Origin of the sequence: Dendronalium sp. ChiSLP03b (assembly GCF_034531165.2) — a bacterium.
GTDB classification, from domain to species: domain Bacteria; phylum Cyanobacteriota; class Cyanobacteriia; order Cyanobacteriales; family Nostocaceae; genus Dendronalium; species Dendronalium minutum.
In genome coordinates, this window is the sequence record NZ_JAVRBR020000056.1 from 1 (window position 1) to 26,791 (window position 26,791).

Annotated in this window: 21 protein-coding genes; 9 read left to right on the forward strand and 12 right to left on the reverse strand. The window is 41.7% G+C overall.

From position 1 onward, the window contains the following. Nucleotides 1-169: 169 nt before the first annotated feature. Complete coding sequence (locus RMY31_RS14170; protein ID WP_322658855.1) at nt 170-1,045, forward strand: TetR/AcrR family transcriptional regulator; 876 nt, start codon at nt 170-172, stop codon at nt 1,043-1,045. A 159-nt stretch (nt 1,046-1,204) separates the two neighbouring features. Here RMY31_RS14170 and hpsP read toward each other — a convergent pair whose 3' ends face one another. From hpsP to RMY31_RS14205, 7 genes are all read right to left on the reverse strand, one after another. Further along, on the reverse strand, nt 1,205-2,380 hold the full coding sequence (hpsP, locus tag RMY31_RS14175; protein WP_322658856.1) for a hormogonium polysaccharide biosynthesis glycosyltransferase HpsP: 1,176 nt from the start codon (nt 2,378-2,380) through the stop codon (nt 1,205-1,207). A gap of 138 nt (nt 2,381-2,518) precedes the next feature. Continuing rightward, nucleotides 2,519-3,700 carry a hormogonium polysaccharide biosynthesis glycosyltransferase HpsO gene (gene hpsO, locus RMY31_RS14180; protein WP_322658857.1) on the reverse strand — a complete coding sequence of 394 codons (1,182 nt, stop codon included), beginning with the start codon at nt 3,698-3,700 and terminating at the stop codon, nt 2,519-2,521. Between the two features lie 65 nt (nt 3,701-3,765). Continuing rightward, nucleotides 3,766-4,746: a hormogonium polysaccharide biosynthesis glycosyltransferase HpsN gene (gene hpsN, locus RMY31_RS14185; protein WP_322658858.1), complete on the reverse strand. Its 981-nt coding sequence runs from the start codon at nt 4,744-4,746 to the stop codon at nt 3,766-3,768. A gap of 96 nt (nt 4,747-4,842) precedes the next feature. Further along, nucleotides 4,843-6,501 (reverse strand): hormogonium polysaccharide biosynthesis protein HpsL, encoded by a 1,659-nt coding sequence (gene hpsL, locus RMY31_RS14190; protein ID WP_322658859.1) that lies wholly within the window; start codon nt 6,499-6,501, stop codon nt 4,843-4,845. Nucleotides 6,502-6,545: 44 nt separating this feature from the next. Then, nucleotides 6,546-7,499 carry a glycosyltransferase family 2 protein gene (locus RMY31_RS14195; RefSeq protein ID WP_322658860.1) on the reverse strand — a complete coding sequence of 318 codons (954 nt, stop codon included), beginning with the start codon at nt 7,497-7,499 and terminating at the stop codon, nt 6,546-6,548. A 6-nt stretch (nt 7,500-7,505) separates the two neighbouring features. Further along, nucleotides 7,506-8,981, reverse strand: coding sequence for a phosphoglucosamine mutase (gene glmM / locus RMY31_RS14200; protein WP_322658861.1), 1,476 nt, complete (start codon nt 8,979-8,981; stop codon nt 7,506-7,508). A gap of 158 nt (nt 8,982-9,139) precedes the next feature. Further along, the gene (locus tag RMY31_RS14205; protein WP_322658862.1) at nt 9,140-9,304 is read right to left on the reverse strand and encodes a hypothetical protein; all 165 of its coding nucleotides are present in this window, start codon (nt 9,302-9,304) and stop codon (nt 9,140-9,142) included. A gap of 205 nt (nt 9,305-9,509) precedes the next feature. Between RMY31_RS14205 and RMY31_RS14210 the strand changes: the two genes are divergently transcribed. The 3 genes from RMY31_RS14210 (at nt 9,510) to RMY31_RS14220 (ending at nt 13,165) form a co-directional block, all read left to right on the forward strand. Beyond that, nucleotides 9,510-10,226 carry a heme oxygenase (biliverdin-producing) gene (locus tag RMY31_RS14210; RefSeq protein ID WP_322658863.1) on the forward strand — a complete coding sequence of 239 codons (717 nt, stop codon included), beginning with the start codon at nt 9,510-9,512 and terminating at the stop codon, nt 10,224-10,226. A gap of 445 nt (nt 10,227-10,671) precedes the next feature. Next, the gene (locus RMY31_RS14215; protein WP_322658864.1) at nt 10,672-11,118 is read left to right on the forward strand and encodes a hypothetical protein; all 447 of its coding nucleotides are present in this window, start codon (nt 10,672-10,674) and stop codon (nt 11,116-11,118) included. Between the two features lie 493 nt (nt 11,119-11,611). Beyond that, nucleotides 11,612-13,165 carry a serine/threonine-protein kinase gene (locus RMY31_RS14220; protein WP_322658865.1) on the forward strand — a complete coding sequence of 518 codons (1,554 nt, stop codon included), beginning with the start codon at nt 11,612-11,614 and terminating at the stop codon, nt 13,163-13,165. Nucleotides 13,166-13,685: 520 nt separating this feature from the next. Here the strand turns inward: RMY31_RS14220 and RMY31_RS14225 are convergent. The 4 genes from RMY31_RS14225 to RMY31_RS14240 all read right to left on the reverse strand — a co-directional run bounded on the left by RMY31_RS14225 (nt 13,686) and on the right by RMY31_RS14240 (nt 17,370). Beyond that, nucleotides 13,686-13,883 carry an NblA/ycf18 family protein gene (locus RMY31_RS14225; RefSeq protein ID WP_096558866.1) on the reverse strand — a complete coding sequence of 66 codons (198 nt, stop codon included), beginning with the start codon at nt 13,881-13,883 and terminating at the stop codon, nt 13,686-13,688. Nucleotides 13,884-14,458: 575 nt separating this feature from the next. Beyond that, complete coding sequence (locus RMY31_RS14230; protein WP_322658866.1) at nt 14,459-15,193, reverse strand: Stp1/IreP family PP2C-type Ser/Thr phosphatase; 735 nt, start codon at nt 15,191-15,193, stop codon at nt 14,459-14,461. A 14-nt stretch (nt 15,194-15,207) separates the two neighbouring features. Beyond that, nucleotides 15,208-16,893, reverse strand: coding sequence for an AarF/ABC1/UbiB kinase family protein (locus RMY31_RS14235; protein WP_322658915.1), 1,686 nt, complete (start codon nt 16,891-16,893; stop codon nt 15,208-15,210). A gap of 150 nt (nt 16,894-17,043) precedes the next feature. After that, on the reverse strand, nt 17,044-17,370 hold the full coding sequence (locus tag RMY31_RS14240; protein ID WP_322658867.1) for a DUF6825 family protein: 327 nt from the start codon (nt 17,368-17,370) through the stop codon (nt 17,044-17,046). A 327-nt stretch (nt 17,371-17,697) separates the two neighbouring features. On the opposite strand from RMY31_RS14240, the gene RMY31_RS14245 reads away from it, so the two are divergent. Next, nucleotides 17,698-17,853: a hypothetical protein gene (locus RMY31_RS14245; RefSeq protein ID WP_322658868.1), complete on the forward strand. Its 156-nt coding sequence runs from the start codon at nt 17,698-17,700 to the stop codon at nt 17,851-17,853. Here the strand turns inward: RMY31_RS14245 and abc-f are convergent. Continuing rightward, nucleotides 17,844-19,481, reverse strand: coding sequence for a ribosomal protection-like ABC-F family protein (gene abc-f, locus RMY31_RS14250; protein WP_322658869.1), 1,638 nt, complete (start codon nt 19,479-19,481; stop codon nt 17,844-17,846). The two genes, RMY31_RS14245 and abc-f, sit on opposite strands and share 10 nt — an antisense overlap. Nucleotides 19,482-19,483: 2 nt before the next feature. Here abc-f and RMY31_RS14255 point away from each other — a divergent pair, with 2 nt between their 5' ends. The 4 genes from RMY31_RS14255 (at nt 19,484) to RMY31_RS14270 (ending at nt 26,703) form a co-directional block, all read left to right on the forward strand. Continuing rightward, complete coding sequence (locus tag RMY31_RS14255) at nt 19,484-19,612, forward strand: hypothetical protein (RefSeq protein ID WP_409877946.1); 129 nt, start codon at nt 19,484-19,486, stop codon at nt 19,610-19,612. Between the two features lie 409 nt (nt 19,613-20,021). Then, entirely contained in the window at nt 20,022-20,723 is a 702-nt protein-coding gene (locus RMY31_RS14260) for a Uma2 family endonuclease (RefSeq protein ID WP_322658870.1), read from the forward strand. Nucleotides 20,724-20,965: 242 nt separating this feature from the next. Continuing rightward, nucleotides 20,966-26,227: a response regulator gene (locus RMY31_RS14265; protein ID WP_322658871.1), complete on the forward strand. Its 5,262-nt coding sequence runs from the start codon at nt 20,966-20,968 to the stop codon at nt 26,225-26,227. A gap of 95 nt (nt 26,228-26,322) precedes the next feature. Then, a complete protein-coding gene (locus tag RMY31_RS14270; RefSeq protein ID WP_322658872.1) occupies nt 26,323-26,703 on the forward strand; it encodes a response regulator in 381 nt (126 codons plus the stop codon). Nucleotides 26,704-26,791: the final 88 nt, after the last annotated feature.

The following is a 26,791-nucleotide window of genomic DNA, read 5'->3' on the forward strand; positions in this document are numbered from 1 at the left end:
AGCCTTTCGAGGCTTTAATTTCTAAGTTTTGGCTATAAATTTTAGTTACTGTTAGAAAATAAAGGCTCAAAGCTTGACTCAATCAAAGTTTCAGAATCTTGCTTCGATTATTGTTTTCCGAGAGTGACAAAAGAAAGATAAGAGAGGATAAAACCAGTACTCAATACCCATGAGAAAGAAGAGGAGAGAGACAGACAACAATAACGTAGACCGTTTACTGTCAGTAGAGAAAGTCGATGCTATCTTTGCTGGTGCGATGCAAGAGTTTTTGGCACATGGTTATGTTGCCACAACAATGGATAAGGTGACAGCAGCCGCAGGCGTTTCTAAAACAACGGTCTACAACTACTTTCAAGATAAAGAACGATTATTTACAGCTCTGGTTGAGCGACTAGCACAGGAAAATTATCGAGAAGCGTTTAGCCCCCAAGATTCACAATTCTTGCAAGGAGAGCCTCATATCGTTCTGCGGCGCATAGGAACAAATATTGTAGAGCAGATCGACCGTCAACGGCAGTTGCTAAATTTGGTGAGATTGATTATTGGTGAGTCTGGACGTTTTCCATTACTAGCGCAAGTTTTCGTTTGTAACGTCGATAAACCTGTTTTGGAACTACTCAGTCAATATTTTACAAATCACCCAGAACTGCAACTACCCGATCCGGAAGTAGCTGCACGTATTTTTCTTGGTAGTTTGGTGCATTTCGTAATTCTTCAGGAAATGTTGCATTGTCAAGAGATTTTACCAATGGAGCGCGATCGCCTGATTGATAACCTAATTAACTTGATGACAATTAATCAAATTCCAAAGAGTGTAATTGCAGATCGATATTCAGGTACAAGACAGAAATCATCCAGGCGCAAGCGTACCGCTTCAGGTAAGTTTCAGACAGACTACAATGAGCCGAAGCAGTTAAGGTCTATCAGACTTACAGATACAGCTTGGGAGAAGCTGGCAGAATTAGCAACTGAAAATAATCTAACCCGGAGTGAGATGATTGAAATCTTTGCTCGTAAAGGTTTTTTAGATAATCAGGAGTCATAAAGTTAAGAGGAGGCAGTCTCAATGAAAAAATTTTCATCTCCAAGCATGAAAATCTGGCTTTCCCCTACACCCACTTTCGAGCCAGTCCCGATAAATTTACTATGTATATACATGGTGAATTTGGGAAATTAGTCCACTTGTACAATACCGAACTTCTATCTAGTTGTCTGCCAAAATTTGCTTGTATGCCAGGATTGTTTGCTGAGCGATCGCATCCCAACTAAAATTTTCTAGTGCGTATTTTTGAGCATTTAATCCCCGTAGCTGGCGTTCTTGGGGATTTTGCAAAGCTTCTCGCAGTAACTCAAAAAGTGCTTGTACATCCGTTGTACCTACCCATCCCGACTCACTATCACGTACCTGCTGATAAATATGCACTTGGTCGGAGATGACTACAGGTACGCCTGCTACCATTGCCTCGGCTACAGCTATGCCAAAATTTTCATAGTATGAAGGTAAAACGAATAAATCAGCAGCTTGCAGTAAACTAGCTTTTAATTCACCACTAACAAAGCCTGTGATGGTAGTGTGCGATCGCAATGGTGAATTCTCAATTTGAGATTTTATTTTTAACTCATAATTTGGGTCTTGGGGATTTGTCCCAGCTAAAACAAAATGAAAATTGCCACCAATCGCCAGCAGTTTTTCTAAAGCTGGAATTAACAGATTTAAACCTTTTTTAGGGTCAATTCGTGACATAAACAGCACCAAAGGTACGTCTTCTGGCATCCCCAACTGACTAATAACCAAACTTTTTCGATCTCTTCTAAGGGGAATCACACCTAAAGGAATCACTAAATCTTGCGTAGCTACCCCAAATCTTTCTGATATTTTTGCTTCTTGGTCGCTAGTAAAATGAATTGCTGCCGCACCTGCTAAATTGCGACGTTCTAAAATATCAACATAAAACTGTTTTAATTGCTTTTTCTTTCGCAAATCAGCCGGGTCAAGAGTTCCCAATGGACGCAAAATATAAGGTAACTTTTGGTGACGGCATACAGTTGCAGCAGCAGTACTTACAGGAGAAAATAGAGCATGAATATGTGCTAAGTCAAACTCGCAAGCGTGAAGTTTTAGCCATTTTAGTAAATTAAGGGAAAATTTGTAGCGTCGAAATGGGGCACAACGGAAATAAATTATTTCATAGCCATCTTGTTTAATTGGGCTATTTAAAGGAACATCCAAAGGTTGCTGACCACTATCACCATTACTATCAGTTGTGATAATTGTAACTTCCATACACTCTTTGGCTAAAGCGGAAGCTAGTCCTAGTACCATTTGACTAGGGCCGCCATAAATCAGAGAAATTGAAGGAACAATTTGTAAAATTTTCATTGTTTTTGTTAGTAGTCAATTGTCAGTTGTCAGTCGTCAGTTATGATTTAGCACTGACTGCTGACTACTTATTAGTGCAGTTTTGCAGAAATAACTATCCATTAGAAAAAGGTTAAAAAGCTAATGCTAGAAACATTCTTAACTTCTGCCTTCATTCACTAGTTCTTGATAAAACTCGAATTGTTGCTTTGCTAAAGCTTTATTCGTATATTTCACCATTGCTTTGTGATAACCCATTTCACCAATAGTTTGAGCAAAATCTGGTTTTTCTATTAATTGCAATAAGCAATCAGTCAATGCTTTAACATCACCTTCAGGAAAGACTAAACCAGCATCACCAATTACATGGGGAATTTCGCCAGAGTTTGAACCAATCACAGGAACTTGGCAAGCCATAGCCTCAATGAGTACGTGACCAAATTGTTCTTTCCAACCAACAGAAGTTAATGTTTTAAATTTATCACTTGTTTCTGAAGGCAGTACTAAAGTACTCATTAGGTTTATATAATTGGCAACTTCGTTATGTGGGACACTTTCTACCAGAATTAACTTTTCTCTAATATTATTTTCTATTGCTATTTTGATTAATTCTTCTTGCAGTGATCCGCGTCCAAGCAATAGTAATTTCCAAGGCTTATTTTGGAGAGTGACTAATGCTTGCAACAGCGTTAGTAAACCCTTTTCCTGGACAAAGCGTCCGACAAATCCCACTACAAAATCATTTGATTTTATCCCTAGTTTATTTGCTAATTCTGGTTGAGTTTTGGGAGTAAATAAACTTTCATCTACACCCAGTTGCGGCATAACTTTAATCGCACCTTTATATCCCCGTTGCCGTAAAATCTCTGCACCATCTTGATTGCCAGAAATAATACCGTGGCTATGGTTAAGGTTATATTTCTCTAGTAAAGCAACTGGTAATTTCAGTTCGTAAGGTAAATTCCACCAAGTAAAAAATACATTTTTCGCTTTAAGCCCCAATAGCTGATTTAAGACAATCATTTGAGTATACGCCAGTCCTCTAGACCCTTGTTCTACCTGAATCACTTGAGGACGAAACTGACACAACAAAGATATCAAATCAGCACCAAATGTGAGAAATCCTTGATGATTTTGACTAAAATTAGAGACTGGGACTATTCTAAATGTACCTTCTTCGCGGTATTGAGTTTCAACAATTTTGTTCTGTACGCCACCAGGTCTCCAGCTTTTGGGAACTACAACTGTTACCTCCATTTCGGGTTCTAGTTGAGATAAGGCGCGTAATTTTTCACAATTAAGGTCTACAGTATAGGTATGACTAGCAACTAAAATTTTCATAGAGATTATGTAGGTGTTAGTTGTCAGTAGTCAGTTGTTTTTTACTACTGACCACTGACTAATAACTAAACTTGTTGGTCGAGGCGGCTATAAATTTGACCATCATTCCATATTGATTGGATGACAGTACCCAAGGCTTTGAGGAAACCTAAAGTGTAGAAAAAAGCGCGAGTCACTATTTTTATGGGTGAACCGCTTTTATGACATGGGGGATGACCTAAGACGTGACAATCAAATAAACGGGCGTACAGGCGTAAAGCTTGGGTGGCAGTCAGGTTTTTCAGCCCTAGTAAAAAATGGTTGTGGTAGAAGGTGAGTTGATACTTGAGCGATCGCATACTAATATCATGACAACCTCCAGTTTCTTCCCCTAAATGCACCAAATGCGCCTCTGGGTCGTACCAAATCTTATATCCTGTCTGTCGCACCCGCAAACAAAAATCTGATTCTTCGCGCACTGCACTACCGCGAAACCTTTCATCAAACTTTAGCCCGTGTTTAAAAAAAATTTCGCGGCGAAAAGACATATTGCAACCCCTTGTTGTTAGCACTTGCTGAGGTTTGGTTGTATGCACTAAGTCAATGTGATACCAAGCAATTCCTGGATCCATAGCTTGGGGAGGAAGATATTCAATCTCCAATTCTCCACCAGAATCGCCCAACTTCATCCTGTCAAATACCCGTCCAGCAACAGCCCCCACGTCTGGATTTTGCACATAGTTTTTCGCATGGGCTGCTAAAAAACCAGGAGTTAATTTCACATCATCATCAATAAATAAAATTATTTCACCAGCTGACCGTCGCACACCATAATTACGCGCCCCTGGCAAACTTGCCCAATCTAAACGAAACAATTTAATTTTATTTGCTGCTGCCTGTTCTTCTAAATAAGCTTGAATTTCTGGTTGGTGTTTTGGGGATTGATCTACTACCAAAACTTCAAAATTTGGATAATCCTGATTGAGGACATCTACAATACTATCCTGTAATGTTTCCTCTCGCCCGTAGGTTGGTATGATAACAGAAATCAAAGGCAAATTATTCATGTGCTTTTATACTCAAATAAATTTGCTGTTTTGATAATAGAACTGGCTATATTTCCCTTTGCCATTTTTACTTCACTGGTGATGGAGCAGAATCAATTAAAATTTTGTCTGTAGACGTTTTTTCTTTGTGGCTTTTTGAGGATCGGCATCTTCCTTCTCCTGTTTATCCAGTACTGGTAATTTAAATAGCACACCTGCAAAAAACCAGTAGTAGACAGCCACTGGGTCAACATCGAGAGGGTAGTAGTAAGTGTTGTAACTTATAAACAATATAAACACCCATAAAGCAGCTCCGTAACTGCGGAAATTACGGTTTTTTATCCTGCGATACGTCTTAAAGGCAGTGAATGTCAGGGTGGTAACTAAAGCTACAAAACCCAGTAATCCCACAATACCAACCTCATATAGTACTTTGGGGTAGTAAGTTTCCACTAGCTTGGTTTCACCCAATGCACGGGCTGAGTTAGTGGCGCGACCTAAGCCACTTCCTAGCGGGCCATCTACACTTTTCCAATTTTCCTCAAATTGCTGAACAATAAACTCTTGGGGTGGTGAAGCTTCCCAGCGACTGGTAAAACTTGCTGTTCTCTCTTCTACAACGGTAGGGTTAGTCACCACGGCAATACTGAGAATCAGAGCAAGTCCTATCCCTATGGGAATAAAACGTTTTAGGTTCCCAATTTGACCAGTCAGCAATAGCAAAATCACGAAGCAGGTCGGTACTAAACCCAAGGCAATCCTTTGCCCAGAAACTACTGCATTAACAAAGACCGAAGCTATAGAACCTAAGCCTATTATCCGCCAAATAATTGAAGGGTCAGTGAACCCTGTGGCAAATGTAAAAAAGGTACTAGAAATCAAAAACCATGCCCATTGCCAAGGGGCCACAAATGTTCCTGGTAGGCGAATTATTCCCTGACTAGGGCTATAGACGAGAGAACCACCAAAATAACATCGGGCTTCTAATGTAGCCTTAAATAAGGCACTTCCTTCGGCATTTCTAGTACCTTCACATATGCCAGTCAGTAATAATAAATATTGAATAAATCCCAGTACGCAGCAGATAAGAATCAGGACAACTTGTAGGCGGGATAAAAGTAGAAAGTCTCGCTTATCACGAATTAGATAGTAAGCACAACCAATCAGGGGAACATAGCCTAAAAATACTTTCAATCCCAGAATACCCATGCCTATGGGTATTTCATTAGGTGGTTTTTCTAAGAGTCCGACACTAGGTGGATTCAACTGCTGCCCACCATTGACGAATATGATTGTTAATAGACACAAGCCCAATAAAATAAATAGTGGTGTTTTAATTGCTTTGATAGGAATTAGGGGTAGCCCCCGCTGGCGGCAACTTTGCCAAAGTGCAATCAAAACTGGAACATAGAAAGCATCTTTAGCTAATTGCAAAATAGGACTATTACCAATGTAATAAGTGATAGTACCCCCAAAGGGTACGTAAATTATGAAAGCAAACAGAGCTTGACGCGGGTATTTGTAGGAAAGACTTAAGACTAAAATTCCCAAAACAGCAGGAAGTGCCGCTTTAATTCCAGCTACTAAAAAAAGCAGAATACCAATAAAGAAAGCAACAGAGAGGGCAGTTGTAACTAAGCTAATGAGTTCTTTACGTGCTTGGGCTGCTTTGCGCTTTTTGGCTAACTGTTCTTTAAGGCTAAGAGTGGGAGTTTCTTTGTTAGCCTGCTTTTTTGAATTTTTTGATTTCTGGGACTTTGTCTTTAATTTCGGCATAGCCGTGCTTTCGCCTATCAACCTTTATATAGAAATGGTGATTACTATAAGTTGTACAAACCAAACTCATCCCTAATCGATGGATTTAAGAATCTGCGATTGAAAATGCTAAAACCTAACTTTGTTGAGTCATAAAAAAGATGCTCTCCTGTTCCCAGGAGATACACTGCACCTGCAAATGGTAATGGTTTAATGGCTTTTGCCTTTTGCGTTAAAATATCTCTAACTTGGGCATGATCTATATAGTATTTATAGTACCCATAGCCCCGATTATATTCTGCTGGTTGCGGGAAATTATTCAAATCATATCGAAGAATATTACAAGTCCCACACATTTTATTAAAATCGCTTCTTTTAAGATATATATATTGACTACCCTCTTGATATTTATAACCTTTGTTGATAAACCATCCATTGCTATTAGGATTTTGCTTAATAAACTCGGCTAAATTTTTACTTACACAGTCATCAGCATCAACTGCCATTGTGTGAGTCGGAGAAAACTGCTGAGCATAAATTAATCCTTTTAATAGTTTCCGCCCTTTATCTGTGTTTCCTTGAGCAACTGGGTTTGTTTCTTTGGCAGCAGGAAAATCAACTGTAATGTATGTGATGTGAGGATGAGTGAATTCTATTTTTGGCTTTTCGTGACAAACGACAACAGCATGAAAATCAGTTGAGGTTTGATTGCAAACTGATTTAATACATCTCTCAAATAATTTTGAGACACGCTCCCAAGATTTGGAAACTTGGGGACTTTTAAGTGGGATAACAAAAACCAGCATCCTTAAATTATTTAAAAGGAGGCATGAATTATACCAAGAATCTAATATAAGGTCTAAAGAGTAACAATGCAAATACAAATGTGGCAGCTTCCCCAGTGACCAAGGGACTTCTAAATAAAAAAATTTCCCCATCGTAGGGGGACAAGGAGGACAAGGGAGATGAGGGAAAAGTTTTCCTACTCGCCGCTCCCTACTCCCTACTTCATTTTTCAAGCTAACTTAGACTGCCAAGTGTTGTTGAACTTGTGATACCAATTCATTTGTCCAATGGTGAGCCAGTTCAGCGTCAGCTGCTTCCACCATGACTCTGACGACTGGTTCTGTACCAGAAGCCCGGACTAAAATTCTGCCAGCATCACCCATTGCGGCTTCAGCAAGGGCGATCGCTTGTTGAATAGCTTGGCAATCTTGCCATCCCAAACGGCGATCGCGGTCTTCTACTCGCACGTTCCGCAACAGTTGGGGATAAGTCTGAAAGCTTTGGTCTACCATTTCGCTGAGGGAAACACCCGCTTGTTTCACCAAAGTTGCTATATGTAAAGCTGTTAACAAGCCATCTCCGGTAATCCCATAATGACGACAAAGGATATGCCCAGATTGTTCGCCACCCAACATTCCCCCAGTCCGCAGCATTTCTGCTTGCACGTATTGATCGCCTACGGCGGTGCGAATCAAGTTACCACCTTGTTGTTTCCAAGCCCTCTCAAACCCTAAGTTGGCCATGACTGTAGAAACAATCAAATTGTCTGGCAGTTGTTGCTGTTGTTGCAGCTGCTGTCCCCAGAAATAGAGAATGTAATCGCCATTGACTTGTCTGCCAGTATTGTCTACAGCTAAAACGCGATCGGCATCGCCATCAAAGGCAAAACCTAAGTCAGCGTCGTATTCCTGTACTGTCGCTTGCAGAATTTCTAGGTGTGTGGAACCACAGTTAACATTGATGCGATCGCCATCTGCTTCGTTATGCAAGCAAATGACTTCTGCTCCCATTTCCTGAAATACTGATGGTGCTAATCCAACCGCTGCACCCCATGCTAAATCTAAAACAATCTTCAATCCTTGAAGATTTACTTGGGGCTGCAAAGGTTGTTTCAACGCCTCGCCATAATGCTTCACTAATTCCCAACGCGAGTAATGCCGTCCGCAATTGCTGACGCTATTTGCAATTGAGATGTTGCCGCGCAATCCGGCTTCAATTTCTGCCTGCAACGCTTGCGTTAACTTAGCACCATCTGCACCAAAAATTTTAATGCCGTTATCTTCTGGCGGGTTATGACTGGCAGAAATCATCACTCCACCTATGGCTTCACTGACGCTGGTGAGATAGGCAACGCAAGGAGTCGGACATAACCCCAAATGCCAAACCTCTAGCCCAGCAGCTGTTAACCCTGCACTCAAAGCCATTGCTAGCATATCGCCGGAGTTTCTAGAGTCCTGTCCTAGAATTACTGGGCCTACTTGGCAAGCATGGTGACGCAACACAACACCCGCCCAAAAACCCACTTGTAATGCTAAGGGCGCACTCAGCAAATCTCCCACTCGTCCACGAATACCATCTGTACCAAATAAGGGAGTTGCTGGCAGCGATATTAAGTTAAGTCTGAAATTCCCCTCAAGACCATTTTCTGCTGTATTCGAGCCGGAAACAGAAGCTCCTCGAATGTTACCTTGAGTTCGAGTTATAGATGAAACCATAAGTTTAAACACCCCACACAGTCACATTGGAAAATATCACTTTACACTCAATTCAACAATTTCAAATGAAATCGCTGTTTACCTGTACTATATACTTGTTTCTTTCTGAAAATTAGTTCCTTAAATATGTTTTTAAGTAAGAATACTTAAAAAAATACTTATTTATTGTCAATTTTTGAAGAAGATTTTCCCTGCTTTGATACTCTCACTTGAAACGGATTGGCAATCAGTGATACCTGTTGAGGTAAAGCCAGGATAAGATGGATGAAATTGTCAAAAACCTTTTCTATATCCGCGATCGCTAGATATTCTTCTCTGAACACAACTTAGCTCTAAATCCAATTGCAGGTATAGAGTTTTTCAGCCCTAGTGTTTGTGCCGTGTAAAAAAAATATAAATTCTGTGTACTTAAAGAATTTTAATATAAATTCTCATCAAATAGTTTTAATGTAACGTTTTAATGGCCTTTTTTAGCGGTGTGTAAATCACATCTCAGGCAGTTGACCTTTTAAAGTTGAGAAATTTAGTATGAGCAGCAATTTAGCAAGCAAGTTGCGTGTAGGCACTAAGAAAGCCCACACAATGGCAGAAAATGTAGGCTTTGTCAAGTGCTTTTTAAAAGGAGTGGTAGAGAAAAACTCTTACCGAAAGCTAGTTGCTAACTTTTACTTCGTCTACTCGGCGATGGAAGAGGAGATGGAAAAGCACCGCCAGCACCCGATTGTTGCCAAAATTAACTTTCCCCAACTTGAGCGCAAGCATACCTTAGAGCAAGACCTGAATTACTATTTTGGTGCTAATTGGCGGGAGCAAATCAAGTTATCACCAGCTGGAGAAGCTTATGTGCAACGCATCCGAGAAATATCTGAAAAAGAACCGGAATTGTTAATTGCCCATTCCTACACTCGTTATTTGGGTGACTTATCGGGGGGACAAATTCTCAAAAATATTGCTGTTACAGCGATGAACTTGTCTGATGGCCAAGGTACCGCCTTCTATGAATTTGCAGATATTCCTGATGAGAAGGGATTCAAAGCTAAATATCGTCAAACTTTGGATGAACTACCTATTGATGATGCGGCAGCCGATCGCATTGTTGATGAAGCTAACGCCGCCTTTGGCATGAACATGAAGATGTTCCAAGAATTGGAAGGCAACTTGATCAAAGCGATTGGTTTAATGCTGTACAACAGCCTGACACGCCGTCGCGCACGCGGTAGCACCGAACTGGCCACTGCTGAATAATAACAGTGCTGAGTTATGAGTGAAGGGTGAGAAAAACTTTCCTTACAACTTTCCGCAAAATCTAAGTTGCGCTGTAAGCGCACCAAAGGTGCGACTCAAAATCCAAAATTGGTATGAGTGCTAAAAACACTCAAAATATCTAGGGGCAATAGCCTTGTGATTGCTTTGTATTCATCAAAGCAAGCATAAGGAGATTGCCCCTCATATCATGTCCGATTAAAGACTTATCATTAAGACCGCAGGCAGAGGGGAAGGTCTTGGGCTTTCTGCATAGATTAGGGAATTATTGGTTCGCTACCAGCAAAGACACGGAGAGTGGGAAAGTTGTACTGAAATATTCCCATTGTCCCTAGTGCCCAATCCCCTATTTCCCGCCTGACATTTTTACGTTTCATAGATATCTTTAAGTCTTAGCGGTACTCGATCGAGACAAGGAACGTATAAGGTGACTCATACTTTTTTATTGGAACCAGGACGCTGGACAATACAGGGAAGTTGGCTGGAGCGTCATGGGATGCCAATCAGCGTTAAAGGTATGACCTTAGTAGCTTGGAATCGAGATAACTGGTTCACTATGGCAACAAAGCTAATATTTCCAGGCAGCGATCGCCCAGAAATCTCTTTACAATACAAAGGGCGTTTGCACGATGGAGAGCGCCAGTATACTTTTTTACTTCAACATAGTCTTTTAGGGCAGGTTGAAGGTGAGGGCTGGCTTGGTCCAGACACTATTGTGCAGCGTTACTGGGTAATGAGCGATCGCGAACGTCGGAGTGGCTTTGAAACCATGCACCGAATTTCAGATGATACATATTATCTGAGTAGTGGCATTATGGCAGGTCATTTTCTAACTAATACTATGGAAGCCAGCCTAGGATGTCAGTCAAAATAAGGGTATCAGGGAATTCTATCAACACATTAAAGCGGCTCAGTACCAGAACGCTACTAACCTCGATATATAGTACAAGGCTAATATCCTTCATCTTTTCAATTAACTAAACATATGCAGTGGATGTAAGGGTTATGTAGCCTTTTGCTCTACACCCTTACCTCCTTACAACCCTTTTTTGGTCAATAGTCAATACTTAATTTTTGATTAACTTTTAACTATTTAGTCAAAATTGGGCAAACTAAAACTAAATCAAAATAAAAGTGCGGGATAGTACTATTACTCAGGGTAAATATACTTATTAAGTTTGTTGGAACGCACTTTTCAATCCCAACACCAGTCCTTTCAAGGTGGGTAAAAATCCTAGAAAATTTTGCCCAATTGTGGGCTTTTCACCTCAATTTACACCTTGAAAGGGCTACTAATCCCGAAACTTACAAACTGCCTACTGGCTAGGTGCTACCCAAACTTGTTAAATATTGGAATCGAATTTTCTATGTCAGACCCTAACATTGGTCGCTTACTCAGCAAACGCTACCAGCTTCAGGAGTTAATCGGTACTGGAGCAATGGGTAGAGTTTACCGTGCTAAGGATCTTTTGTTGGGAGGCGTACCAGTTGCTGTGAAGTTTCTTGCTCTGTCGATGCAAAATGAAAAGATCCGGTTACAAGAACGCTTTGAGCGAGAAGCAAAAACCTGTGCCTTACTAGGGCAAAAAAGCATCCACATTGTTCGAGTGATGGACTATGGCGTAGACGAAAATAATACTCCGTTCTATGTTATGGAATACTTGCAAGGGCATAGTCTCAACAATATTATTCGTCAGCATAATCTCTCTTTGCCAAGATTCCTTAGTATGGCACGGCAAATTAGCTTGGGGTTAAAGTGCGCTCATGATGGCATTCCGGTTGATGGCACAATCTACCCAATTATTCATCGCGATATTAAACCCAGCAATATGCTGGTAATTCAAGACCCTAGTTTTGGAGAGTTGGTAAAGGTTCTAGATTTTGGTATTGCTAAGTTACTACAAGCAAATAGCGACCAAACAAAATATTATTTGGGCACGCTAGCTTATTCTTCTCCCGAACAGATGGAAGGCAAGGAATTAGACAGCCGCTCTGATATTTATAGTTTAGGAGTGATGATGTTTGAGATGCTGACAGGCAAGATGCCATTAGTAGCACCAACCCACTCCTTTGGGGCATGGTATAAAACACATCACACTCAAGTACCACGCACCTTTGCTGAGGTTAGCCCTGGATTGCAAATTCCTAAGGAAGTGGAAAATTTGGTGATGAGTTGTCTAGCCAAAGCACCACGCGATCGCCCTCAAAGTATCAGTGAAATTTTCCAGCTTTTAGAATCTCTAGAACAAAACAACCGCACGCATACAATTCCAGATAGCAATCATATATCTAGTCATGCCCTTACAATTAAAGCTGAGCCTGAGTCAAATCCCAAAGCCGATTTACAGATATCCCTGTCAAAGGATAAAATTGCTTGCTCTACTTCCTGGCCTGAAAATAAACCTATTGCCGATATTGTTTTCCCCCAACCTATTAATGCCAATGGAGAAATGTTACCAGCCCTATGGGTGATGCTACCACAACGAGAAATTATCAAACGTTTAGCTTGTAAACGTTACAATCAATTTCTTTTCATCACAACTCCCCATCCCATGTTGCTTTGGATTACTGTCATCTATAATCGCAAACATGGTGCTAAATGGTTGCCTTACTATCTCGATCTCAAAACTAGTCTTGGTCAAGAAATAACCAACTTACTGGGACAAACAGGTTATTATCGCCTATTATTCTTTGCGCGAGAGGCACCAAATCGCTGTTCTCATGTCTTAATTACTAGTATTGCCTCTGCCCAACGCCAGCGGCTCCAACAATGGGCAACAGCAGGCAAAACTTTAGTATCGGCAGCCGATCCCCAAATTAGCAAAAGCTTACTCAAAAGCGAGTACGAAAAGATTAAGCCCCAAATATTGGCAAAGTTAGAAGCAATTGATACAGATGCCCATTTCGACCTTTCCGGCTAAGGAGAATATCAAAGATATTTTTTTACTTTTTGACTAAGTTAAAAAAGTTTTGGTTAGTGGCATGGAAACTTCAACCAATAAATTATCCCACTTGAAGTTGTTCACAATAGTCAATTTGGCAAAAATGTAAACTTTTATAAAAAAATATGTCTATCTAGTTGTAAGGTTCGTTTATAAAAAATATAATGGTTGGCAGTGCTAGAGATGTTTAGTTAAATCTACGCAAGTCCTACCCTGTATGTATTACAGAGGACTAGTAAGTATATGATGTACAAGCTGCTGGCGAGATTTGACATATATAGGCTAGACTAATGCTGATTGCTAATTTAAGCCCACACTTAAAGTAAAAAATTAAAAATAATATGTTATACAGCCAACAAAGTTGCTGAATAAAGGTTTGGGTTTTAAATTGCCAGTGTTGAATTACTTATCTGAAGTTGACGCCCCAGCATCCCCAGCCCCTTTCCTCCGTGGAACCGAGCAAGAGAAGGAGGTCGCCCACTGCGACACAAGAACTAATCTATGCCAAAGCGGAACCTGAGTCTATGCCCCACTGATGCTTGAGTAATTCCTGATAAGTTGCCTCCCGCACAACCATCTGCTCGTAAAGCTTGACTAAAAAGTCTTGTGCTTGTTCGTGGCTCATATGCTGTACTTGAGTAGCAAATGAGCGGATGCTGAATTGCTGTTCCAAGGATAACTCGATAGGTTTGCTCATATTAATCTCCGAAGAAAACAACGCGTAAAAGTTATATCGATCGCAGAAGCCAAAAGAGTAATTTTTGGACTGGGATTTGTCCTACACTTGTACCTCTGTATTAAGAAAGATAACAACTGTGTGACAAATTGCCCATACCCTTAAGGATAAATTTTTGGCTTTTGATAGCTTGCACCTAAACCTACTGATATACAACTCAAGTCTGCCAAAGCAGATTCCGGAAGAAATAACCATTTGTAACTTCCGGCCGAGTCGGCATACGTTTATTTACCTTCCTCTTCGTTTAAACACTTCCATAAAGGAGATGTTCGTAAAGAGACGGTGAAATAAAAGGTATTAAGCGTGAATTATATTCGCTATATATCATTAGGCGCAAGATGTCAATTACCTAAATTATGTAAACTTAGCCGCCAACAGGTAAAATTGGTGGCTAAAAATATTTTTATCAAGTTGTAAATCAGAAAAATGCTCAGGCTGAACAAATTGATGAGTATATTTACTTGACTTGTCAGTTGTTAGGGGTCAGTTGTCAGTCATTAGTTCTTTTGTGCTGACCAATGACCACTGACCAATGACTATCGACTGTTTTCAAGTGCAACGATGACGACTGTGATATTGTCGTGTCCACCTTCCTCTTTGGCGGCTTCAATAAGAGAGAGGGCAGCTTTTTCCAGTGATGAGGTGTCATGAAGATAATCAGCAATCTTGCGATCGACAAGTTCTTCGGTCAGACCATCACTGCATAACAACAGGCGATCGCCAGCTTTGGCATCTAGTGGCTGCACATCAACCTGATGTAGGTCTTCACGTCCCAAACAACGCGACAGCACATGACGGAAAGGATGAACCCGTGCTTCGTCTGAAGTGATGTCACCGACTTTGATTGCCCTTGCTACCCAGGTATGGTCTTCTGTCACCTGGTCTAACTGCGTCCCTCGCAAGCGGTACAACCGTGAGTCACCAACATGAGCGCACCAAGGCGAATCTGGCGAGCGAAAAATTACCACGACAACTGTGGTACCCATGTCAGCACGGTCGGGATGATTTTGCTGATCTTGTAAAATGCCTTCGTTTGCCCGCCACAAAGCCTTCTCTAGCAATTTTGCCGTAGACTCAGAAGAATCCCAATTTGCTACCAAATACGCCTGAATTTCGCGAGTAGCAATGCGACTTGCTTCTTCACCTCCTGCATGACCACCCATCCCATCAGCAACAATGAAAAATCGCCCTTCAGGGTCGATATAGTAAGCATCCTGGTTACTGGAACGAATCAGTCCGGGATCGCTGAAACCTGTAAAATTAAGTTTCATAAATTTTTGAACAATTAATACATTCGGTCATAACGGTCGAGGCGTAAAAGCAAGCGGATTAGGATCGCTGAGACTACTGCGGCAATTAAACTAGCCAGCAGCGCCAACCATACATAATGATTAACCAATAAAAGGGTCGCAGAAAGAGTAAATCCACTGATTATCACAGCGTAGCTCATTCCGAGCTGAATATTGCTCTGTCGCCTTAGCAGGCGTTCCGTTTCTATGGAACGGACGCGCACGCGCATATCTCCGCGCTCTAGTTTCTCTAGTGTGTCCTCTAATCTTCGTGGTAATCCAAATGCAGTTGTACTTACCTGAACTGCTTGACGACTTAATTCATTTAAAAAGCTATTGCTATCAGAACCATTCATATTGGTCATAAGCTGCATTGCATATGGTTGGGCAACTTCCATAAAGTTAAATTCTGGATCTAAACCCTTGCCTACCCCCTCTAGGGTGGAAAAAGCTCGCATCACAAAAGTGAAGGTTGCAGGAAATCTAAATGGCTGATTATACGCTATTTCGTACAGGTCGTCACTGATTGTTGCCACAGATTGGTTTTCAAAGGGCTTATCCATAAAATTATCCAGCATATACTGGACAGAACGCCGGACTGGCCCCATATCTGACACTGGTGCGATCGCTCCCAAATCTATGAGAGACTGAACTACGCGATCGCCATCTTTTTGGGCAATGCCAAATAGCGTTTCCATCAGTCCTTCACGAATATTGGACTTAATCCGCCCCATCATACCGAAATCGTAGAAAATTAAAGCACCATCTGGATTGACAGCAATGTTGCCTGGATGGGGATCGGCATGGAAAAAGCCATTATTGAGCAATTGCATCAGGTAGGCTTGAGCGCCCTGACGAGCAATCACCTTACGATCTATACCTGCTGCCTCTAAGGCTTCGTATTGGCTGATTTTAATTCCGGGGAGATATTCTAAAGTCAGCACGCGAGGCGAAGTGTAACGCCAGTAAACTCTTGGGACTTTCACCCAGTCGTAGCCGCGAAAGTTACGGCGAAAAGTATCAGCGTTACGACCTTCGTTGAGATAATCAATTTCTTCCCAAAGAATGCGACAACACTCTTCGTAAATTCCTATCCAATCTCTCCCCCGCCCCCATTTGGGATGGTTTTGAAAGTAACGGGCAATTCCCTTAAGAATTTGTAAATCTATTTCAAATAGCTTTTTCAGTCCAGGACGCTGTACTTTGGCGACAACTGCTTCCCCAGTGTGTAGCACAGCTTTGTGTACTTGCCCCAAGCTAGCAGCAGCTAGAGGAATAGGCTCAAAATTTTGGAAAAGTTCAGGAATCTTCTTCCCTAGTTCTTGTTCAATAATCGTTTCTACTTGCTCGTAGCTGAATGCCGGCACTTTATCTTGAAGCTTTGCCAACTCTTCTACATATTCACCAGGAAATATATCAGCACGGGTAGAAAACAATTGCCCGACTTTGATAAAAGTTGGACCTAAGTCCAGCAGGGTATTGCGAATCCAGATTGCTTGGGCTTTTCGTCTTGCAGTTTGCTTGGCCTCAGTTACACCACCTGGGTAACTCCAAGATTTGTTGTAACGCCAAATCTTGAACATTAAGGTCAAAACAAAAGACCAAATGTCTACAAAGCGCCGTTTGCTCGAGTAGTTTTCACGATTCCAACGGTATGCCTTATCTGAATAACCTTGTTCCATATGTTTTGCGTACCGTTGGTTTGTCACCGAATCACCTGGAAGAAAAGACACTTCAGTTCCTAAACTGTTTTTGATAAAGTGTCAGCTGACAGCTGACAGCTGGTAGTTGCCAGTTACTACTGACTATTGACCAATGACTAATAACCAAATTTATACAGAACTACTGCGATAACGTTGTAATTCGGTTCGCAACAGGGCAATTTCTGCTCGTAATTCATCAATATCTGCTTGCAAGTCAACTGAACCTGAAGCAGGTTGGCCAACGCCTGGGCTAGTTTGACTAGCATTAGCAGCTTCTGCCGCCCGATTTGCCCGCTCTGTGACTTCTTCTGTAAACTGGCGCAGTTGCTCTCTAGCTTCCGCATCAAATTTGCCCAGTTCACTCAAAGCGTCGGTCAAGGCGACCTCTAAGCGTTCATTAATTACTTCAGCCACTGCTCTGCCTACGAAAAAGGCCTGTAAAAGGGGGTTACTCATAAATTTTTGTTACGCTCGTCCGCAAAAGAATTATAACTTGCCTGTATGCTTTGCGGCTTCTGCTGCGGAGCTAGAAATTTGGGATTAGAGATCGCTAGACTGTTTTAGTAGAAAAAATGCTTGATGAAATTTGATGAAATACGACAATATTTGGGAAGGTACAAGAACTAGCTATTGGTTGCCAGCATTTTCTCTTCCCCTACTCTACTGGGTAAAACCTTTTCTACTTTTTTTGGGATTATCCGATTTTATACTGAAGCATCTGCTAATTTAGCAATAATTTATACTATCTAAAATTGAGTATAAAACTTCATACAAATACAGGATTTGTCAGGGAAATACTATGACAAAGTTATCAAGCAAGTAGTAAGAAAAGCCTTGCAAAATTTGGCAGCAGTAGTGCGATCGCACTATTTTTCTTCTAGCGAGCCAAGAATGCGTAGACGCAAAGTGGCTTGTCGCCAGACATCGCTTTATTTATGACATTCTAGCAACTCTCGATAATATTGCTCTGGTGTACTGGGTAAATAAGTTGTCATTTGCAAAGTTTGTTCCCTCAATTTGAAACTTTGGGTAATGTTAATTCGACTCAGAAAATCGATATCGTGGGAAATGACCAAAGTAGCACCTTGGTACTCATTCATACCTGTCACTATTTGTTCAACAGTTTCAATATCTAGGTTATTAGTTGGTTCATCGAGAATCAATAGATCGATTTCAGAGATACTGATTATAGCGATCGCTAATCTTGCCAATTCACCCCCACTCAATACAGAAGCGCTTTTGTGAACGTCATCGTATTTAAACAGGAAGTGCCCTAGCTGTTGGCGTAATATCTGGTAATTAAGGCTAGGATTAGCAGCTTGCATGTTTTCCAGAATCGTCTGCTGGCGATTCACCAGTTCATAGGTTTGATCGAGATATACGGCTTTCATTGCTGATGCAAGCATCACCTTACCTGACTCTAAAACTGCTGTTTGCTTCTCCATTCCCAAAATTGCTTTTGCTAGAGTCGATTTACCCGAACCATTCGCACCTACAATTGCAATGCCATCGCCAGAGGACACATGCAATTGAATGTTTTGAATCAGCAGCCGTTCTGATACCCAAAGATTTGCACCTTGAATATCAATGAGATTTCTGCGCTTTTGACTTTTTTGTTCTAGCTGAATACTTGTCACTTTGGTTGTTTTTACTTTTGTATCTGCAACCTTTTGAGTAGCCTTGGCTACAGATGCTTCATGTTTCTTTTTCGCAGTTCCGGCTGACACCTCAGCTTTGGTTTTAATCAGTCCGGCTGCTATTCTATCGATACTGCCATTGAGAAACTTTGCACGACCATTGCGGTGCGCTTGCGCTGCGCGTTGCTGTTCTTGCATAGCCGCAGCTTGGGTGCGTTTGAGTTCCTTTCTGGCGACTTCGTGCGATTGCAATGCTGCTTCTAACTCAATTTTTTTCTGTTCTCGATACTGAGAAAAATTGCTTCTATACACCTTCAAACCTACAGGTGTAAGTTCCCAGGTAACATCTGTCACTTGGTCTAAGAAAAAAGGTTTGTGGGAGACAATTACATACGCACCAGTGAAATCCAAAAGAAACTGCCTCAAGCTTTCTAATGCTGGCAAATCCATGTGGTTAGTTGGCTCATCCAGTAACAACAAGTTGGGCTGTTGAGATAAACCAATGGCTAGAAATACTTTTGTGAGTTCCCCACCACTCAAATTAACGATTGGTAAAGAAAGGTCAAGGATTGTGTTAAATTGCCCTTGCAAAATCTCTTCAATCTTCCACCATTCATCAGAGACAGAAATTAAAAAATTCAGGACTGTATCTGTATTTATTTCTTGTTTGATAGTACTGATTTGTGGCAAATAGTAGACAACACCATTCTGCCAAACAGAACCTGCACTGGAACTAATTTGACCTGCAAGTATCTTGAGTAGGGTTGATTTACCTACACCGTTGCGACCGACTAAAGCGATGCGTTGACGCGAAAGCGTCTTGCCAAAGGCATCGCCTGCCTCAATACTCACTTTAACTTTTTGAAACAAGGTTCTTTCTAAGCTGAGTTCATAGGCTAAATTCTCAGCTAATAATATTGATTTCTGCATTCTTGTCAAACCTCAATTCGCAAATTTCCACCTATCTCCGCACAACAATTACGGGTGGATTAGGCACACAACAAAATCAGCCGCAGCAGTTTTTCAAGCAGCTTGATGTAGAGAATAGTGATAATCTTTAATGCATGACTATTGTGAAGTAACCTGTCAAATTTATAGTGTTTATCGGGCTTTGACATTTGTTGCTTGGATGCAACAGTTCTTTGGTACTACTTCATTTCAGCTATCTCGCTGGCGGTGAGGTTTGATATCGATTACAGTGTAGCACAAAGAATTTCGCAAGGATAGCGATCGCTTTTTTGTGTCACAGACATTTCCCTTAAAGGGGGAACTCCCACACGCAAGTGTTCTCGCGCCTCTGTCTTTAATCAAGTTTTTTAACCACAGAGGCGCAGAGAACGCAGAGGTAGGAGGTTAAGGAGTAATTTTGATACAGAAGAGTTTATTTACCCGTACCCTAAAGATCGGCGATCGCTTACTACAACACTGCTAAAATAAATCCATAAATATATTTGATGCCGCATCCATTCTATGACTATTGCTCAGGAATTAGATTCTCAAGAAGGCATCTCTCAAGATGTTATCTTTCCCCCTGGTGATTTATATAGTGACGAACCACCTTTGGAAACTGAACTACATCTCCGACAAATAATTTTATTTTTAACATGTCTAGAATGGCTGTGGAAAGATAGAAATGACTTTTATGCTGCGGGAAACTTGACTATCTATTACAATCAGCGTCAACTCAAATCAAAAGATTTCCGAGGCCCAGACTTTTTTGTAGTGCTGGGATGCGAACGCAAAACCCGCAAAAGTTGGGCAGTCTGGGAGGAAGATGGCAAATATCCCAATGTAATTATAGAAATTTTGTCTGACTCAACAGCAAATACAGACAGAGGTTTAAAAAAAGAAATTTATCAAGATACTTTCCGCACTCCTGATTATTTTTGGTTCGATCCTTACACCTTAGAATTTGCTGGATTTCATTTAGTCGATGGAGAATATCAACCTCTACAAGCAAATGAACGAGGACATTTGTGGAGTCATCAGTTAGGTTTATATCTGGGAATTTATGAAGGTTTATTACGATTCTTTACACGAGATGGGCAACTAGTACCAACACCTGAAGAAACAGTAGAACAAGTAGAACAAAGGGCACAACAGGAAGCTGAAAAAGCAGAACGTTTGGCAGCAAAGTTGCGTGAATTAAATATCGACCCAGATACAGTTTAATGCGATATGGTATGCAGTTTTTGGCCAGGTATTGAGGAGGTAAGAGAAATAGCAATGCAGTTAATTATACCTTGATTTGGTTAAGATTCACTTAAAAATATATTGATATTTGTTAATTAAATTAATGCTCACCAGACATATCATTTAATATGCTTTTAAAATAATAATTAATATTAATTTGTATTTTACATTTATTTGTTTCGCTCTTTATTAGGGAACTTAGCCTCCGGAAAGCTGTTAGTATGAAAATTCTAGTTGTAGAGGATGACGAGTTAAATGCTTATGCGTTGACTGCCGTTCTCACTAATCAAAATTATGCGGTTGAAGTTGCCTCTGATGGGGATGCTGCTTGGGAATTAATCGAAGCTTATGATTATGACTTAATTCTCCTAGATGTGATGCTGCCTAAGCTAGATGGCATCAGTCTTTGTCGTCAAATCCGGTCTAGTGGTCTGCAAATGCCCATTTTATTATTGACAGGGTGTGATAGCAGTCATGAAAAAGCGATCGGGCTAGATGCAGGTGCAGACGACTATGTAGTTAAACCTTTTGAAGAAGAAGAGTTAGTTGCTCGTGTTAGGGCTTTATTGCGTCGTGGGAGGACAACTTCACAACCAGTACTAGAGTGGAGCAATTTACGGCTTGACCCTAGCAGTTGTGAAGTCACTTATGAGCAAGACTTATTGTCATTAACTCCCAAAGAGTATGGACTTTTGGAGTTATTTTTGCGAAACAGTCGCCGGGTGTTTAGTTGCAGCATGATTTTGGAACATCTTTGGTCTTATGAAGATACTCCTGGAGAAGAAGCAGTTCGCACCCATATCAAAGGATTACGGCACAAATTAAAATCTGTGGGAGCGCCCAGCGATTTAATTGAAACAGTCTATGGTATTGGCTACCGTCTGAAACCGCAGGAAGAGGAGGCGGAGGGGCAGAGGGGAGCCAGTGCGTTGGGCGGATCTGCCGACTTGAAGCAACTGGCGTGCAAAAACAAATCCCAGTTCCTAACTCCTAATTCCTCACTCAGCAGTGTTTCCAGGCGGGAGCAGACATTAACGGCAGTAGCTGAAGTTTGGCAACGGTTTAGCGGGCGGGTAGACGAGCAGGTGAAAGTGCTGGAGCAAGCAGCAGCTTTAAACCAGAAGGCTTTAAATCCAGAACTGAGAGCGCAAGCAGCACAAGAGGCGCATACCCTGGCAGGTTCATTAGGTACTTTTGGTTTAGCCGAAGGCTCAAAGCTAGCACGCAAAATAGAACTGCTGCTCAAATCTGATAAAACTTTGAAGCCATCTGAGATAGCAAATTTGCAAAATTGGGTGAAGCTATTGCGTCAGGAAATTGCAGCAAAGGGGCAAGAAACAGCATCCCCAGTAGCGATCGCTGATGAACTGCCTTTAGTATTGGTAGTTGACCGCAATGCTATCTTGGCCGAACAATTAACACAAGAATCTGTTAACAAGGGATTCAAAGTTATTAGTGCCACCAATCTAGATACAGCCAGAAATCTCCTTTACCGAGAGCATCCCCATGTGGTGCTGCTTGACCCTAGCTTTTCTCCCCATCAAGAAGATAGCTTTAGCCTGCTAGCAGAACTGGCTCAACGCAAACCACCTGTGCCAGTGCTAATTTTTACAGACCAAACAGATTTTACCAGTCGTTTACAATTAGCTCGTCAAGGCGGACATACCTTTTTGCAAAAGCCCATGCCTACTGCACAGGTGCGAGAAGCGATCGCGCAACTACTACAACAAGCACCCCATGCAGAAGCCAAAGTATTAGCTGTAGACGACGATCCGCAAATTCTCGCTTTATTGCAGACATTACTCAGCCCTTGGGGCTTGAAAGTGATTACCCTTGATGACCCACGCCAATTTTGGGAAACTTTAGAAGCCGTTACCCCAGATTTATTGATTTTGGATGTGGAAATGCCTTACACCAAGGGTATTGAACTTTGCCAAGTAGTACGTAACGACCCCCGCTGGAGTGAATTACCCATCTTGTTTCTGACAGTTCACAGCAATGCCGAAATTGTCAATCAAGTGTACAGCGTTGGTGCTGATGACTTTGTTAGTAAACCCTTTGTCGGGCCAGAATTAGTTACTCGGATTATCAACCGCTTGGAGCGAATGAAACTGCGGCAGCGCGTGGCTCAGGGGAGTAAAGGAGCAGGGAAGCAGGGAAGTAAAGAAGAACTAGCAAAAAATCTTTCCCCTCTACCCCTGCGCCCCTCATCCTCCTTTTCCTCTGATTGGCGTGTCATATTTGATGCTGAACCAGAATGCGTCAAAATTGTGGCAGCCGATGGCACTTTGTTGGAAATGAATCCAGCAGGGCTGACGATGATTGAGGCAGACAGCGCCGCACAGGTAATTGGCAAATCAGTTTATTCTCTGATTGCTCCAGAAGATCGGGAGACATTTCGGACCATGAACGAAATTGTCTGTCAGGGTAGTAAAGGTACTATGCAGTTCGAGATTGTAACTTGCCGGGGTAATCGCCGTTGGATGGAAACTCATGCAGTACCTCTGCGTGACAAAAAAGATGGCAGTGTAGTGCAGTTAGCCATAACACGGGACATTACGCAGTCAAAACAGGCAGAGGCAGAACTGCGGCGGTTAAATCGAACGCTTCAGACATTGAGTAATTGCAATAAAGTAATTGTTCGTGCCAAAGACGAGAGCAATTTGCTAGAGAATATTTGCCAAATTATCGTAGAAGTTGGTGGCTATCGGTTGGCATGGGTTAGTTTTGCCGAAAATGATACCCAAAAAAGTATCCGCCCAGTAGCTCAAGCGGGTTACGAAGATGGATACTTGCAATCTCTCAACCTCACTTGGTCAGATACAGTTCGCGGACAAAGCCCTACAGGAATAGCTATCCGCACAGGTCAAATATCTATAGTCCAGAATATTTTGACTGACCCCAAATATGAAATTTGGCGGTGTCAGGCGAACTCACGAGGCTATGCATCAGCGATCGCCTTACCTTTAAAAGATAATGGTATAGCTTTTGGTGCGTTGAATATATACTCCACCGAAGCAAATACCTTTGATGCCGATGAGGTGAAACTTTTAGAAGAATTAGCAGCTGATTTAGGATACGGCATTGTAGCATTGCGAAATCAGCGCGATCGCTCCTTGGCAGAAAACGCACTGCGAGAAAGTGAAGCCAGCTACAAACAGCTGATAGAACTCTGTCCAGAAGCAATTTTTATCCAAAGTGAAGGCAAATTTATTTTTTTAAACAGTGCCGCCATCAAACTTTTTGGTGCAACTAAAGCCGAAGAATTAATAGACAAACAAGTAGTTGATTTTGTACATCCTAATTCACAAACTTTAGTTCAGGAACGAATCCAATACTTGAGAGAATTCCAACAGCCAGTACCATTACTAGAAGAAGAATGGCTGCGGTTGGATGGAACAACAATTGATTTAGAGGTAGTCGCAGCTCCTTTGGTTTACCAGGATAAATTAGCGGCTCAAGTCGTTGCTCGTGACATTTCCGAGCGCAAACAAACAGAGAAAGCCCTATACAAAGCTAATAACGAACTGGAATTAAGAGTAGCAGAGCGTACCGCTGAATTAATTACCGTCAACCGAAAGTTGCAGTCAGAATTAGATGAACGCCAGCGCACACAGGAAGCACTACGAGTATCGCAAACTCGGTTTGAAGGTATTTTAGGCATAGCCGATGATGCAATTATTTCCATCGATGCCAGCCAAGGCATTACCTTATTTAACCAAGGAGCAGAGAAGATTTTTGGTTACTCTGCCTCGGAAATTTTAGGACAAAGTCTAGGAGTACTCTTACCACAGCGTTTTGCTCAAGTGCATCGTCAACATGTAGTTGACTTTGGCAAATCTCCCAATATGGCTCGCAGAATGGGAGAACGGCGGGAAATATTTGGTCGTCGCAAGGATGGCACCGAATTTCCGGCGGAGGCTTCCATATCCAAATTAAACATAGAAGAAGAAATTGTTTATACGGTAATTTTGCGTGATGTTACTGAGCGCAAGCAAATTGAGCGGATGAAAGACGAGTTTGTATCTGTTGTCAGTCACGAACTCCGCACACCCCTGACTTCAATTCACGGGTCTTTAGGAATGCTAGCAAGTGGTCTGCTACAGCCAAACTCTGAGCAGGGAAAACGTCTCTTAAAAATTGCTACTGATAGCACTGAACGTCTAGTACGCTTGATCAATGACATTTTAGACATTGAACGCATCGAGTCTGGCAAAGTGAAAATGGAACGAGAAATCTGCAACCTTGCTGAATTGATTGATTCAGCAGTGAATATTATGCAGCCCCTCGCCAACAAAGCGGGGGTGACGCTATCCATTTCTAGCTTATCTGTGCAGTTATGGGCCGATCCAGATCGGATTGTACAAACCTTGACCAACTTATTGAGTAATGCCATTAAATTTTCGTTTGCGGGCACAACTGTATGGCTGGCGGTTCAACAACAAGAACATGAAGTGCTGCTGACAGTCAAAGACACCGGACGCGGCATCCCATCTGATAAACTCAACAGTATTTTTGAACGTTTTCAACAAGTTGATTCTTCAGATTCCCGCGATCGCGATGGTACTGGCTTGGGCTTGGCAATTTGCCAAAGCATTGTGCAACAGCACGGCGGGTGCATCTGGGTTGAAAGTGCATTGAGTGAAGGTAGCACATTTTTCATGACCCTCCCAATTCTGGCAGTTCCCCAAAGTATAGAATCAGAACACTCCTCAACTCCCCACTCCCCACTCGTTTTAGTGTGTGACGATAACCAAATCATTCGCACCGAACTGCAAACTTTACTAGAACGAGGAGGATATCGGGTTGTGACTGTGGCTACAGGTAAAGAAGCGATCGCTTTAGCAGCTGTCCAACATCCAGATGTCATTTTATTAGATTTGCTGATGCCGGGAATGAATGGTTGGGAAACAATGGCTGTCTTAAAGGAACGGGCAGATACTAAGGACATCCCCATTGTCATTTGTAGTGTTTACAAGCCAACTACAACTATTCAACCAAGTGCAGATTTTGTTGATTGGGTAAGTAAACCTGTGCAAGAAAGTTATCTGTTGCAGTCACTCAAGCAAGCGATAGCTAAACCCAGTAAGCAAGTCTGCATTCTCATTGTTGAAGATGACAACGATTTAGCAGAATTGCTCATCACCTTGTTTGAGAGGCATGAAATTGAAACCTTCCCAGCCAAAACTGGACGAGAAGCAATTCGCCTCAGCCAACAAGTCAATCCCGATTTGATAATTCTCGATTTAATTTTGCCAGAAAGCGATGGCTTTGCAGTGGTAGATTGGCTACAGCAGCACAATCATCTTTGTAATATTCCTGTAGTAATTTACTCAGCCAAGGATTTGGACGAGTCCGAACGCAATCGTCTCAAATTAGGACATACAGAATTTTTAACCAAAGGACGTGTGACAACCCAAGAATTTGAACAGCGAGTGATGGAATTACTTCAGCGAATTACTCATCAACCAACTGAGTACTGAGTTCTGAATGCTGAGTCCTAAGTGTTTAAGATTCCACAGAACAGCTTTGTAGTAAATATTGTTAATCCAAAATTGGTATCAGAAGGAAGGCAGTAATGACAAAAAAGCGAATTCTAGTGGTTGATAACGAGCAGTATATTCAAGAAGTTGCCAAGATTTGCTTAGAAACGGTGGCAGGTTGGGAAGTGCTAACGGCGAGTTCTGGTCAAGAAGGCATAACTCAAGCCGAGACTGGCCAGCCAGATGCAATTCTGCTAGATGTCATGATGCCAGATATGGATGGCATTACTACCTTTGAGAAACTACAAGCAAATCCCATGACCAAAGAAATTCCAGTGATTTTGTTAACTGCCAAAATCCAAGCTTCTGACCGTCGGCGTTATGCTCAACTGGGGATGATAGGGGCGATCGCTAAACCGTTCAACCCGTTAGAATTGGCTGGTAAAATAAAAGATGCCCTTAACTGGGTTGACTGAAAACAAATATAGTCAAGAAAAAAGCACCCCTAAGACGCTGTTTAAAAAGTCCCTATTGATGTATCAAATACTTTCAGATCCCCCTAAA